An 11908-nucleotide genomic window follows, 5' to 3' on the forward strand; every position below is an offset into this window, starting at 1 on the left:
CCGCGACAGCTCCCCCAGAGGGGGAGCATCTGTTCAGCAAAATCCTCCCCCTCTGGGGGAGGTGGCCCAGAGGGCCGGAGGGGGAGGCCGCCGTGAGGCGGCCTTCTCTGCTTTAAAAAGTCGGCGCCACGATCGCCCGCGCCTGGGTCTCGTCGCAGCGGATCTGGTCGATCATCAGCTCGATGCTGTCGAACTTCAGCTCCGGGCGCAGGAAGGCGATCAGCTGGGTTTCGATGACCTGGCCGTAGAGGTCCTCGTCGAAGTCGAACAGCCAGGTCTCCAGCCGGGTCTCGACCTCGCCGGTGGTCGGGTTGTTGCCGAGGTTGGCCACGCCCGGCACCACTCGGCCGTCGGGCAGGCGGGTGCGGGTGGCGTAGACGCCGAGCTTGGGCACCACGTAGTCGACGATCTCGACATTGGCGGTGGGGAAGCCCAGCTGGCGGCCCAGCTGCTGGCCGCGCCGCACCACGCCCTCGATGGCGAAGGGGCGGCCCAGGATGCGGGCGGCTTCCTCGGGCTTGCCGGCGCGCAGGGCCTCGCGCACGCCGGTGGACGAGAACTTCTCGCCGTCGCGGTTGGCCACGGGTTCTGCGACCGAGACCGAGAAGCCCAGCTCCTCGCCATAGGCCTTCATGGCCTCGGGGCTGCCGGTGCGGCCCTTGCCGAACGAGATGTCGAAGCCGACGGCCACGTGGCGGATGCCCAGCCCGTCGTGCAGCACGCGCTTGGCGAAGTCGCGATCGTCCAGCGTGGCCATCTCGAAGTCGAACGGCAGCAGGTAGAGGAAGTCGACGCCGAGGTCGCTGAGCAGGCGGGCCTGCTGCTCGACCGTCATCAGCCGGAAGGCCGGTTCGGTGGGGCGGAACAGGCGGCGGGGGTGCGGGTCGAAGGTGACCACGCCCAGCGGCACCTTCAGTTCGCGCGCGGCCCGGGCGGCCTCGGCGATCACCTGCTGGTGGCCGCGATGGACGCCGTCGAAATTGCCCAGGGCCACGGCCGCGCCCTTCTCCTCGGGGGAGACGTCTTTCCAGCCGTGAACGATCTTCAGGCGCACGCGCGAATCCATGCTCAGGCGCCCTTCTTCGGAACCAGGACCACGGCCTCGCCGTCGACCACGGCCTTCTTGCCGACGATGCAGGTGGTGGAGAGGGTGACGCGGCCCTTGGCCTCGTCGATGGCGGTGACCGCCACCTTGACCACGACGGTGTCGCCGATGCGCACCGGTCGCTTGAAGTTCAGCGATTGCGACAGATAGACCGCGCCCGGACCGGGCAGGCTGGTGCCCAGGGCCGCCGAGATGTAGCCGGCCGACAGCATGCCGTGGGCGATGCGCTCGCCGAAGCTGGTGCTCGCCGCATAGTCGGCGTCGAGGTGGACGGGGTTGGTGTCGCCGGTGACGTCGGCGAAGGCCTGGATGTCGGCTTCGCCCACCGTGCGGCTGAGTTCGGCGCTCTGGCCGACGCTCAAATCCTCGAGAAAGAGACCCATGCGATCCCCGATCCTGCGTTCTTATTGCTCTTAGACGGGCTTTGTAGCGCGCCGGGCGGGGTTCACCAGACCAGATCGGCGATGGCGTGGGTCGCGCCGACGCTTTCGGCGGCCAGCAGCTGGGCCACGGCCTCGGGCGACAGCAGGCCGTCGGCGCCGATGGCCTTCTCGCCGTGGATGCCCTTGGCGATGAACAGGCAGGCCAGCTTCTGGTTCTCGGCGCCGAGCACGTCGGTGATGACGCCGTCGCCGATGCACAGCACCCGCGAGCGATCCACCGGGCCGCCCTTCAGGCGCTCGGCTTCGGCGAGGGCCAGGTCGTAGATCGCCGCGAACGGCTTGCCGGCCATCACCACCTTGCCGCCGAGCTCCTCATAGAGGTCGGCCAGGGCGCCGGCGCAGAAGATCAGCTTGTCGCCGCGCTGCACCACCCGGTCGGGATTGGCGCAGATGAACAGCAGGCCGCGGTCGGCGGCGATCTTCAGACGCTCGCGATAGTCTTCGGGGACTTCCGTCTCGTCGTCGTAGAGACCCGAGCACAGGATGAAGTCGGCGTCCTCGCAGCCGGCGAGCGTCAGGTCGAGGCCCGCCCACAGCGGCGCGTCGCGGTCGGGGCCGACCTTCCAGACCTTCTTGCCGGCCTGGGGCGTCAGCAGCGAGCGGGTGGCGTCGCCGCTGGTGACGAAGGCGCTCCAGGCCTCGCGCTGCACCTTCAGGCCGTCGAGCTGCGACAGCACGTCGGCCGAGGGGCGGGGGGCGTTGGAGATCAGCACCACCGGGCCGTGGTCGCGGTTGAAGCGCTCCAGGGCGTCGCAGGCTTCCGGGAAGTTGCGCACGCCGTTGTGGATCACGCCCCAGACGTCGCAGAGCACCACGTCGTAGCGGTCGGTCAGGGCGGAAAGGCCGGCGGGAAAGTCGATCATGGCAGGGCGGGTACCGGGCGAGAGTCCGAGCGTCAATGGCGGGCGAGCGGCGGGTCGGGACGCGCCCGGCCGCGCTTCGCATGTGGTGATCGCGCGCGAGAATATCAACAGGACCTGTTGATAGGTATTTCTCTCAAAATGAGAAGTAACGACGTTCGTTATTCTATGTAATGTGTTCATGGAATTTAATATTTTGCGGTTAAGCTTGCAATAAGAACTGGCAACTATTTCCTATCGGCAGGGGGCGGCGGAAAAGTTCCGAGCCTGTATGTGTAAGTGAGTTTAGTATAGTGCGTAGCGTTGCTAAGAAGTCGGCTCTGTTCTGTTCGGCCGTTGTGATCTCGTTCTTCGCCGTCCAAGGCGCCATGGCCCAAACCGCTGTCAGCAGCGACAACACCGCCACCGCTACCGGCGGCTCGGCGACGGCGGTCGGCGACGGCGCTACGGCCAGCGGCGGCTATTCCAACGCATACGGTGAAAGCGCCGTGGCCAGCGGCTATCACGCCCTGGCCATCGGTCACGACGCGGTCGCCAGCGGCTACGGTTCGATCCAGATCGGCGCGCACGGCGAAGCTTCGGGCGCCTATTCGACCGTGGTTGGCAACTATTCGTCGGCGACCGGCGAATACAGCACCGTGCTCGGCGGCAACGCCTACGCCACGGCGAACAACAGCGTCGCCATCGGCTACGGCTCGATCGCCGATGAAGCCGACACCGTCTCGGTCGGCTCGTCGGGCGCTACCCGCCGCATCACCAACGTCTCGGACGGCGTCAACAGCACCGACGCGGTGAACCTGGGCCAGCTGGAAAGCTACAGCGCCTCGACCCTGTCCAGCGCCAACGCCTACACCGACACGGCCGTGGCCAGCATCGCCTCGACCGCCAACACCTATGCCGACACCCTGGCCGCCCAGACCCTGACGACGGCCAACAGCTACACCGACACCGTCGCGTCCCAGACGCTGACGACGGCCAACGCCTATACCGACACGGCGGCCGCCGCCGCGGTGACGACGGCCAACACCTATACGGACGCCAAGGCGGCCACGACCCTGGCCTCGGCCAACACCTATACCGACACGGCCGCCGCCGCCGCCGTGACCACGGCCAACGCCTTCACCACGGCCACCGCCGCCACGACGCTGTCGTCGGCCAACGCCTATACCGACACCAAGGCCGCCGCGACGCTGACCGCCGCCAACGCCTACACCGACTGGCGCGTCGACACCCTGGCCACCCAGATGGACAACCGCGTCAACGAGGTCTCCAGCCGCCTGAACGGCGTGGGCGCCATGAGCTCGGCCATGTCGATGATGGCCGCCAACAACGCCGGCCAGGGCGCGGGCCTGACCAATCGCCTGGCCGTGGCCGTCGGCGGCTATCGCGGCCAGGGCGCCATCGCCGTGGGCTACTCGCACAACAGCCGCGCCGTCAGCTACAACGTCGGCTTCTCGGCCACGGGCCGCGACGTGATGAGCGGCGGCAGCGTCGGCTTCGCCTGGTAATTTCACCCGGTAATCGGAGCGCAGAAGCGCCAGCCGCGCAGAAGGCGTGAAACGACACGGCCCCGGAGTTCGCTCCGGGGCCTTTTCGCGCGTCGTCAGGCCGCGTCGTGGAAGATCACGCCGAGCGTGCGCCGCGTTCCGCCGCGCACCTCGCTGACGCCGTGGCGCAGGATCCGGCGGTGGACGCCGCGCGAGCCTTCCGCCGGCCGTTCGCGCACGGCGAAGATCACGCCTTCGCCCTGGGCCAGCGGCACGACCTGGGCGGCCGACTGCTGGCGCGGGCGCTGCTCGACCAGCACGAACTCGCCGCCCTCGAAGTCGCGGCCCGGCCGATCCAGCAGCAAGGCGGCCTGCAGCGGGAAGACGTGCTCGCCGTAGAGGTCCTGGTGCAGGCAGTTGTAGTCGCCTGGGCCGTAGGTCAGCAGCAGGGGCGTCGGCCGCGCCTGGCCCGCGCCGTGACAGCGGTCGAGCATGGCCGCCAGGTCGTCTGGAAAGCGGCGCTCCTCGCCCAGCCGCTGCATCCAGCCGTTGGCGATGCGGGCCAGCGGCGGATAGAGGCCGGCCCGCAGCGTCTGCACCGTCTCGGGCAGGGGATAGGCGAAGTACTTGTACTCGCCGCGCCCGAAGCCGTGGCGGGCCATGACCACCCGGCTGCGGAACGGCGTCTCCTCGGCGTAGAGGCCGGCCAGGCGGGCGCAGGTCTCCGGCGTCAGCACCGGGCCGGTGGTCGCCCAGCCGCGGGCGTCGAGTTCGGCTTTGATGCGGGTCCAGTCCAGGTTCAAGCCGCGTGCTCCCCTTGGGCGGCCTCGCGGGCCAGCAGGGCCTGCTTGCGCTCGACGCCCCAGCGATAGCCGGACAGCCCGCCGTCCGAGCGCACCACGCGATGGCAGGGCGTCAGCACCGCGACCGGATTGGCCCCGCAGGCCTGGGCCACGGCCCGCACGGCCGAGGGCCGGCCTATGGCGCGAGCGACCTGCGCATAGGAAGCGGTGGTTCCGGCCGGGATGTCGCGCAGGGCCTTCCAGACGGCGCGCTGCAGGTCGGTGCCGCGCTCGTCGAGCGCCAGGGGGAGCGCCAGGTCGCCGGGGCGGCCGCTGTCGATGGCGGCGACCAGGGCGGCGAGGGCGGGGCCGGCGGCGGCGTCATCTTCCAGCAACCGGGCGCGAGGGAAGCGGGCGGCCAGGTCCTCGCGCATCTCCGCGCGGTCCCAGCCCATGATCAGCAGGACCAGACCCGTCTCAGAGGTCGCCGCCAGGGCCAGGCCCAGCGGCGTGTCGCCGAAGCCGTAGCTGAGGGTCTCGATCGGCTCGTCGGGCCGGCAGCGCAGGCAGGCGCGCAGGCCCGCCGCCCGTGCGGCCTCGCGGGTGTCGTAGAAGGCGACGTTCTTGCGCAGCGGTCGTCCCGAGCAGCTGGGACGGCAATAGACGCCGGTGGTGCGCACGCCGCAGAAGAAGGCGCCGTCGGCGGCGCGGTCGCGGCGCTCGATCGCGGCCCAGCGGGTCGCGTCGGTGGGATAGGCGGAAGAGGAGTGGGCGGTGGTCATGTCGGGCTCCTTTCGGATCTGAGCCCACCATCGAGCCGTCGCTCGCGCCCGTCATTCCGATGCTTGCGGTGTCAGCGTTCCGCCGCCGTGGCCGTGCGATGGCCGTAGCTGAGCACCCGCGTGGCGATCCAGGTTTCGCCCTGCCGCTTCCAGACGATGACGAACTTGGCGATCCCGGCGCAGCCCTGGTCCTTCTGGCAGAAGCGGTGCTCGCCCTCCTCGACCGCGCCGAAGTCCTTGATCGGATAGATGCGCAGTGTGCCGGGGATCAGCTCGCGCCGCACCTTGCCGCAGATGTACTTGCGGGTGTTGTCGATCACCGACTGGCGCTCCCAGGTGACGCCGCCCTCGTCGTGATAGAACTCGACGTCGGGCGCGAAGGCCGCGCCGAAGGTGTCCAGGTCGCAGGCGTTGTAGGCGTCGAAGATCCTGCGGTCCTGGGCCGTGATCGTCTCGGTCAGCGACGGCTCGGCCGCCCATGCCGCGCTCGCCCCGCCCATCGCCGCCAGCAGCGCCGCCGCCATCATCGCCTTGCGCATGATCCCCTCCCTGTCATGTCGCGAGGACCTTGGCGGGGCAGGGGGCGAGAGCCGAGTGAATTCCGGCTCATGACGCAGGCTTAATGCGAAACCGCCGCCCGGGGTGGCCCGGACGGCGGTCGAAAGGATCAGGTTTCTGGAAGGCCTACCAGTTGGCGGCGCGGCGGCGCAGCGGGGCCTGGACGAAGTCGGCCGGCGGGGCGGTCTCGGCCAGCACGGCGTCGCGGATCGCCCGCGGCTCGCCGAACAGGTGGCCCTGGCCGTAGCCGATATCGAGATCGAGGATCTCGGCGATCTGGCGTTCGCTCTCGACCTTCTCGGCGATCACCTCGACGCCGTAGCGGCGCATCAGGGCGGCGAAGTCGGCGGCGTTGAGGTCGGGCAGCGAGCTCAGAACCAGCTTGCCGTCCTGCTCTTCCAGCTGCTCGAGCAGCATCTCGGCGCCGACCTTGACGAACTTGACGTCGGCGCGGGCCAGATCCTGGAAGTCGAGGTCCAAGTCGACGATCTTGTCGAGGCTGAACTGGAAGCCCAGGCTCGCCAGGCGGGCCATGTGGCGGGCCTCGACCGGGCCGCGCTGGTTGAAGGCGGTCTGGCCCAGTTCGAAGATCAGCGAGCCGGCCAGGTCCTTGTGACCCTGCAGGAATTCGAGGAACTGCGGGAAGAAGCTCTCGTCGGCCAGGCTGGCCAGCGAGATGTTGCAGAAGATCCCGACCTTGCGGTCCTGCTTGGCCAGGCGGCGGACGATCTGCACGCAGCGGAACAGCAGCAGGTTGTCGATGGCCGTCATCAGGCCCTCGGACTCGGCGACGGCCAGGTACTCGGCCGGCATCATCACACGGCCGGTCTCGTCGCGCAGGCGCGAGAAGCTCTCGTAGAAGACGGTGCGGCGCTGGGGCAGGCTGACGACCGGCTGCAGGTAGAGGTCGACGCGGTTCTCGGCCAGGGCGTCCTGGACGATCTCCAGCATGGCGTTGACCGGGGCGGCGACGCGGGCGTTGGCGCTGGCGCTGTGACGGGCGGCCGCGACCTGGTGGGTCAGCTGGCTTTCCAGGCGCTCGCTCATGCGCTGCATCAGGTCTTCGAGCTGGTGGACCTCGCTGGTCAGCTCGGCCGAGCGCTTCTCGGCGTCCTCGGCGACGGTCTCCACCAGGGTGGTCATGCGGGCGTCGATCTTCTCGATCTGCTCGACCAGGATGGAATGGGCTTCGCGCACCGTCTCGATATCCAGCTTCAGCTGGGCGTTGTCGAAGACGTTGCTGATGATGCCGTGGAACGCGAAGCACAGGCCCAGCGACCCGATGAAGGCCGACAGGCCGACAGCGGGGGTCGCGCCCATGCGCCACAGCAGCAGGGAGACGATCAGAGCCAGGCAGAGATAGGCGCCGGTCAGAAGAGCCAGCTTTAGCCTTCGCATTTCAGGTCCCTACGAATCGCTTGCAAAAATTAATGCAACCGCTGCGGCCTTGAGTCGAATAGATTAACGCGGCTGGGCCATTACGCCGCGCATCCCCTGTTGATTTTTTTCGAGACCGCCGTTCGCGGCGGCCATCCTTTCGTCGACAGTGGCGGTTAGGGCTGATAACCGTTCGCAAGTTTTCGCCGCGAGGCCCCAGATGACCGACGCCGTCCTCACCGCCGACGCCTCCATAGCTTCCGACGCCCCGACCCGCGCCCTGAGCACGGCCGCGCGAGGCGACAAGGGCGTCATCGTGGCGGTGCGCGGCGAGACCGGCTCGCCCGAGGCGGTGGCCGCCGAGGAGCTGGAGCGCCGCCTGCTGGAGATGGGCTTCGTCGAGGGCGCGCGCATCGAGATCCTGCAGGAAGGCCTCTTCGGCCGTGATCCCATCGCCGTGCGGGTGGACGACACCCGCGTGGCCCTGCGCCGCCGCGAGGCGCGCGCCGTGACCGTTCAGTTCGACGGAAAGACGCTTTGACCGACACCGCTATCCGGCCCTCGCGCATCGCGCTGGTCGGCAATCCGAATTCCGGCAAGACCGCGCTGTTCAACGCCCTGACCGGGGCCCGCCAGAAGGTCGCCAACTACGCCGGCGTCACCGTCGAGCGCAAGGAAGGCCAGCTGGTCACGCCGGGCGGCCGCACGGTCAGCGTGCTCGACCTGCCGGGCACCTATTCCCTGCGCGCCCGCAGTCCGGACGAGGTCGTCACCCGCGACGCCGTGCTGGGCCGCCTGGCGGGCGAGACCGCGCCCGACGTGCTGGTCTGCGTGGCCGACGCCACCAACCTGCGCCTGGTGCTGCGCCTGGTGCTCGAACTGAAGCAGGTCGGCCGGCCGTTCGTGCTGGCCCTCAACATGTTCGACATCGCCCAGCGCCAGGGCCTGCGCATCGACCTCGAGCAGCTGGCCCGCGAGGTCGGCGCGCCGATCGTCACCACGGTGGCGACCCGCAAGCGCGGTCTCGACGAGCTGCTGACCCAGGTCGATACGCTGACGCTGACCCACTCGGGCGCCGGCGACAACAGCTGGCGCGAGCCGAACGCGGGCGAGATTCGCGCCGCCCACGCCGAGGCCCAGCGCATCTTCAAGGCCTGCGTGCGCCCGCCCGAGCGTCCCGACACGGTGACCGGCAAGATCGACTCGGTGCTGCTGCATCCGGTGGCGGGCCTGGCGATCCTGTTCACCCTACTGTTCGTGATGTTCCAGGCGGTGTTCACCTGGGCGACCATCCCGGCCGACGCCATCGACGGCGGCTTCGCCGCGCTCGGCGCCTTCGTCACCGCCCACCTGCCCGAGGGGCTGCTTTCCAGCTTCATCGCCGACGGCCTGATCGCCGGCGTCGGCAGCGTGCTGGTGTTCCTGCCGCCGATCCTGATCCTGTTCTTCTTCATCCTGCTGCTGGAAGACAGCGGCTACATGACCCGCGCGGCCTTCCTGATGGACAAGATCATGGGCGGGGCGGGCCTGCACGGCCGGGCCTTCATCCCGCTGCTGTCGAGCTTCGCCTGCGCGATCCCGGGGATCATGTCCACGCGGGTGATCGACAACAAGCAGGACCGGCTCACCACCATCCTGGTGGCTCCGCTGATGACCTGCTCGGCGCGGATCCCGGTCTACACCCTGATCATCGGCGCCTTCATCCCGCGGACCACGGTCAACGGCCTGTCGCTGCAGGGCCTGGTGATGTTCGGCCTCTACGCCGCCGGCATCGTCTCCGCCCTGCTGGTGTCGTTCGTCATCCGCCGCATCTTCTGGCGGGGCACGGTCGAGCCGTTCATGATGGAGCTGCCGACCTATCGCTGGCCCGAGCCGCGCAACCTGCTGCTCAACCTGTGGACCCGCGCCAAGATTTTCCTGAACCGCGCCGGCCGCATCATCATGCCTCTGATGGTGCTGGTCTGGGTGCTGTCGACCTTCCCCTATCCGCCGGAAGGCGCGACGGGGCCGGCCATCGACTACAGCATCGCCGGGCGCCTGGGCCATTTCCTGGCCCCCGTCATGCAGCCCATTGGTTTTAATTGGCAAATGACCGTGGCCCTGATCCCCGGCATGGCGGCCCGCGAAGTCGCCGTGGCGGCGCTGGGCACGGTCTACGCCGTGGGCGGGGCCGACGGCTCCACCGACGCCCTGTCGGCCACCTTGAACAGCCAGTGGTCGCTGGCCACCGCCCTGGCCTTCCTGGCCTGGTACGTCTTCGCGCCGCAGTGCATGCCCACCCTGGGCGTGGTCAAGCGCGAGACCAACAGCTGGATCTGGCCGACCGTGATGTTCGTCTACATGGTCACCCTGGCCTACCTGGCGGCCTTCGTCACCTACCACGTGGCCGTGGCGCTCGGGGCGGGATAGGTGTTGTTCTGGTTGTGTTCCGTGTTAAGCTCGGAGCATGACGATCCGGGTCGACATCGCAAGTGAGATCACGTTGGCTGAACTCGTCGCCCATGTGCGGGCTGGCGAGGAGGTTCTGCTGACGCAGAACGGCGAGGACGTGGGGACGCTTAACGTCACCGAAAAGAAGCCGCAGGCGCCAGGACGGCGGATTCCCGGCCTGTATGCGCACCTGGGCCAGCTCGAAGATCCTTACCTCTTTCTTCGGCCTGATCCCGAACTGGAAGAGGCGGCCCACGGGCCGATATTCCCACCCAAAGAATGAAATTGCTGATCGACACCCATGTGCTGATCTGGTGGTGGACAGACGTTGATCGTCTTTCGCCGGCGGCGCGCGATCTTCTCGGCGATGACGGCATGGAGATCCACGTAAGCGCCGCCAGCGCCTACGAGATCGAATTCAAGCGGCCACGTGATCCGCTATTGCAGAGATTGCCCGCCGATCTTCTGACGGCGGCGACTGCGGCCGGATTTCTGTGGCGCGACATAGGTGCGGCGGATGCGATCGTCGCGGGAAGATTGCCCACGCACCATCGCGATCCTTGGGATCGGCTGATCGTCGCTCAAGCGATCAACGACGCAGCGCCGATCCTCACTATCGATAGCGCCCTGGCCGCCTACGACGTCCCGATCCTCTGGTAGTCCGACGCGCCTGGAGCTTGCTGATCAGCAAGCTCCAGATTCAAACACTTGGAGCGCGCCTGGCGCGCTCTAGCGCGTCGGGACCGGGACCTCGCCGCGGTAGTCGTAGAAGCCGCGGCCGGTCTTCTTGCCCAGCCAGCCGGCCTCGACGTACTTCACCAGCAGCGGGCAGGGGCGGTACTTGCTGTCGGCCAGGCCTTCGTAGAGCACGTTCATGATGCTCAGCACGGTGTCCAGGCCGATGAAGTCGCCCAGCTCCAGCGGGCCCATCGGATGGTTGGCGCCCAGCTTCATGGCGGTGTCGATGGCGTCGACCGTGCCGACCCCTTCGTACAGGGTGTAGATCGCCTCGTTGATCATCGGCACCAGCACGCGGTTGACGATGAAGGCGGGGAAGTCCTCGGCGTTGCTGGTGATCTTGCCCAGCGACTTGGCGAAGGCCACGGCCGTCTCGTAGGTCGGCACGTCGGTGGCGATGCCGCGGATGATCTCGACCAGCTTCATCAGCGGGACGGGATTCATGAAGTGCAGGCCGATGAAACGCTCGGGGCGATCGGTGGCCGAGGCCAGGCGCGTGATCGAGATCGACGAGGTGTTCGAGGCCAGCAGGGTGTCGGGCTTCAGGTGCGGCTGCAGGCCGCGGAAGATGGCCTTCTTGAGCTCTTCGTTCTCGGTGGCGGCCTCGATGGCCAGATCGGTCTGGCCGATGGCCTCGATGGCCTCGGCGGCCGAGATGCGGGCCAGGGCGGCGTCGGCCGCGTCCTGGTCGATGATGTTGCGGGTGACCTGGCGGGCGAGGTTCTTTTCGATCAGGGCCAGGCCCGCGTCGATGCGCTCGCGCGAGATGTCGTGCAGGCGGACGTCGTAGCCCGCGAGGGCGCAGACATGGGCGATGCCCGAACCCATCTGACCGGCGCCGATTACGCCGACCGTCTTGATATCAACCATGAAAATCCAAGCCTTCGCTCACGATCGCGCAAGCTCCCGGCAGGGCGCGCTGTACCGTCGCCGAAGTTCTAGCACGAGGAACCGCACGCTCGCCAAGGGCTTTGCTGCGCCGCAAACGTCGGGTGAGCGACGTTCCGCGTCCTGTTCCCGGATTATCCGCCTGTCGGAAGGCGTCAGGCGATCAGTTCGGGGTCGTTTCGCCGCAGCCAGGCGGCGGCGTAGGAGCAAAGCGGGGTGATCCGCATGCCCTCGGCGCGGGCCACCTCGGCCACCTTGACCATCAGGCGGCCGGCGGCCCCGGTGCCGCGCAGGGCGGGATCGGCCTCCACATGCGGGATGACCAGGCGATGGCCGCTGCGCTGGTAATCGGCGAAGGCGATCAGGCCGTCGGCCTCCAGCTCGTAGCGGCTCTTGGCGGGGTTATGGCTGAAGAGGTCGTCGCTCATGGGCCTGAAACGCGAAAGGGGCGAAGGTGG

General features: G+C 68.4%; 14 protein-coding genes. 5 read left to right on the forward strand and 9 right to left on the reverse strand.

Going from position 1 to position 11908, the window contains the following annotated elements; all coding sequences use genetic code 11:
* Positions 1 to 112: 112 nt before the first annotated feature.
* From AC07N1_RS07810 to AC07N1_RS07820, 3 genes are all read right to left on the reverse strand, one after another.
* Positions 113 to 1054, reverse strand: a complete 942-nt coding sequence (locus tag AC07N1_RS07810; RefSeq protein WP_494671393.1) for a bifunctional riboflavin kinase/FAD synthetase — start codon at positions 1052 to 1054, stop codon at positions 113 to 115.
* A gap of 14 nt (positions 1055 to 1068) precedes the next feature.
* A complete protein-coding gene (locus tag AC07N1_RS07815) occupies positions 1069 to 1488 on the reverse strand; it encodes a MaoC family dehydratase (protein ID WP_487288150.1) in 420 nt (139 codons plus the stop codon).
* A gap of 62 nt (positions 1489 to 1550) precedes the next feature.
* Entirely contained in the window at positions 1551 to 2411 is an 861-nt protein-coding gene (locus AC07N1_RS07820; protein ID WP_494671283.1) for a TIGR01459 family HAD-type hydrolase, read from the reverse strand.
* Between the two features lie 365 nt (positions 2412 to 2776).
* Between AC07N1_RS07820 and AC07N1_RS07825 the strand changes: the two genes are divergently transcribed.
* Positions 2777 to 3916, forward strand: coding sequence for a YadA-like family protein (locus AC07N1_RS07825; protein WP_494671284.1), 1140 nt, complete (start codon positions 2777 to 2779; stop codon positions 3914 to 3916).
* A 95-nt stretch (positions 3917 to 4011) separates the two neighbouring features.
* Here the strand turns inward: AC07N1_RS07825 and AC07N1_RS07830 are convergent, their stop codons facing one another.
* The 4 genes from AC07N1_RS07830 to tipF all read right to left on the reverse strand — a co-directional run bounded on the left by AC07N1_RS07830 (position 4012) and on the right by tipF (position 7415).
* Positions 4012 to 4698, reverse strand: coding sequence for a 2OG-Fe(II) oxygenase (locus tag AC07N1_RS07830; RefSeq protein WP_494671285.1), 687 nt, complete (start codon positions 4696 to 4698; stop codon positions 4012 to 4014).
* Positions 4695 to 5459, reverse strand: coding sequence for a methylated-DNA--[protein]-cysteine S-methyltransferase (locus tag AC07N1_RS07835; protein WP_494671286.1), 765 nt, complete (start codon positions 5457 to 5459; stop codon positions 4695 to 4697). The genes AC07N1_RS07830 and AC07N1_RS07835 overlap by 4 nt, the downstream gene beginning before the upstream one ends.
* Before the next feature lie 71 nt (positions 5460 to 5530).
* Positions 5531 to 5998: a nuclear transport factor 2 family protein gene (locus AC07N1_RS07840; protein WP_494671287.1), complete on the reverse strand. Its 468-nt coding sequence runs from the start codon at positions 5996 to 5998 to the stop codon at positions 5531 to 5533.
* Between the two features lie 145 nt (positions 5999 to 6143).
* Positions 6144 to 7415, reverse strand: a complete 1272-nt coding sequence (tipF, locus tag AC07N1_RS07845) for a flagella assembly cyclic-di-GMP phosphodiesterase TipF (RefSeq protein WP_494671288.1) — start codon at positions 7413 to 7415, stop codon at positions 6144 to 6146.
* Positions 7416 to 7614: 199 nt separating this feature from the next.
* Here tipF and AC07N1_RS07850 point away from each other — a divergent pair, with 199 nt between their 5' ends.
* From AC07N1_RS07850 to AC07N1_RS07865, 4 genes are read left to right on the forward strand one after another with little or no spacing between them, the layout of a single operon-like run.
* Complete coding sequence (locus tag AC07N1_RS07850) at positions 7615 to 7935, forward strand: FeoA family protein (protein WP_110119101.1); 321 nt, start codon at positions 7615 to 7617, stop codon at positions 7933 to 7935.
* On the forward strand, positions 7932 to 9803 hold the full coding sequence (gene feoB / locus AC07N1_RS07855; protein ID WP_494671289.1) for a ferrous iron transport protein B: 1872 nt from the start codon (positions 7932 to 7934) through the stop codon (positions 9801 to 9803). Before AC07N1_RS07850 ends, feoB begins: the two co-directional genes overlap by 4 nt.
* Before the next feature lie 37 nt (positions 9804 to 9840).
* Positions 9841 to 10107, forward strand: a complete 267-nt coding sequence (locus AC07N1_RS07860; RefSeq protein WP_494671290.1) for a hypothetical protein — start codon at positions 9841 to 9843, stop codon at positions 10105 to 10107.
* On the forward strand, positions 10104 to 10484 hold the full coding sequence (locus AC07N1_RS07865) for a type II toxin-antitoxin system VapC family toxin (RefSeq protein WP_494671291.1): 381 nt from the start codon (positions 10104 to 10106) through the stop codon (positions 10482 to 10484). Before AC07N1_RS07860 ends, AC07N1_RS07865 begins: the two co-directional genes overlap by 4 nt.
* Before the next feature lie 69 nt (positions 10485 to 10553).
* Here AC07N1_RS07865 and AC07N1_RS07870 read toward each other — a convergent pair whose 3' ends face one another.
* Both AC07N1_RS07870 and AC07N1_RS07875 read right to left on the reverse strand, forming a co-directional pair.
* Positions 10554 to 11432, reverse strand: coding sequence for a 3-hydroxybutyryl-CoA dehydrogenase (locus AC07N1_RS07870; protein WP_492853660.1), 879 nt, complete (start codon positions 11430 to 11432; stop codon positions 10554 to 10556).
* Between the two features lie 173 nt (positions 11433 to 11605).
* Positions 11606 to 11878 (reverse strand): GNAT family N-acetyltransferase, encoded by a 273-nt coding sequence (locus AC07N1_RS07875; RefSeq protein ID WP_494671292.1) that lies wholly within the window; start codon positions 11876 to 11878, stop codon positions 11606 to 11608.
* Between the last annotated feature and the right edge of the window lie 30 nt (positions 11879 to 11908).

It is taken from the genome of Caulobacter sp. GW821-FHT09B11, from assembly GCF_059418205.1.

What these genes read in the sequence shown, in the direction of transcription:
- AC07N1_RS07815 (WP_487288150.1), bottom strand. Translation starts at nt 1,488, where the DNA reads ATGGGTCTCTTTCTCGAGGATTTGAGCGTCGGCCAGAGCGCCGAACTC.
- AC07N1_RS07820 (WP_494671283.1), bottom strand. Translation starts at nt 2,411, where the DNA reads ATGATCGACTTTCCCGCCGGCCTTTCCGCCCTGACCGACCGCTACGAC.
- AC07N1_RS07825 (WP_494671284.1), top strand. Translation starts at nt 2,777, where the DNA reads ATGGCCCAAACCGCTGTCAGCAGCGACAACACCGCCACCGCTACCGGC.
- AC07N1_RS07835 (WP_494671286.1), bottom strand. Translation starts at nt 5,459, where the DNA reads ATGACCACCGCCCACTCCTCTTCCGCCTATCCCACCGACGCGACCCGC.
- AC07N1_RS07840 (WP_494671287.1), bottom strand. Translation starts at nt 5,998, where the DNA reads ATGCGCAAGGCGATGATGGCGGCGGCGCTGCTGGCGGCGATGGGCGGG.
- tipF (WP_494671288.1), bottom strand. Translation starts at nt 7,415, where the DNA reads ATGCGAAGGCTAAAGCTGGCTCTTCTGACCGGCGCCTATCTCTGCCTG.
- AC07N1_RS07850 (WP_110119101.1), top strand. Translation starts at nt 7,615, where the DNA reads ATGACCGACGCCGTCCTCACCGCCGACGCCTCCATAGCTTCCGACGCC.
- AC07N1_RS07860 (WP_494671290.1), top strand. Translation starts at nt 9,841, where the DNA reads ATGACGATCCGGGTCGACATCGCAAGTGAGATCACGTTGGCTGAACTC.
- AC07N1_RS07865 (WP_494671291.1), top strand. Translation starts at nt 10,104, where the DNA reads ATGAAATTGCTGATCGACACCCATGTGCTGATCTGGTGGTGGACAGAC.
- AC07N1_RS07870 (WP_492853660.1), bottom strand. Translation starts at nt 11,432, where the DNA reads ATGGTTGATATCAAGACGGTCGGCGTAATCGGCGCCGGTCAGATGGGT.
- AC07N1_RS07875 (WP_494671292.1), bottom strand. Translation starts at nt 11,878, where the DNA reads ATGAGCGACGACCTCTTCAGCCATAACCCCGCCAAGAGCCGCTACGAG.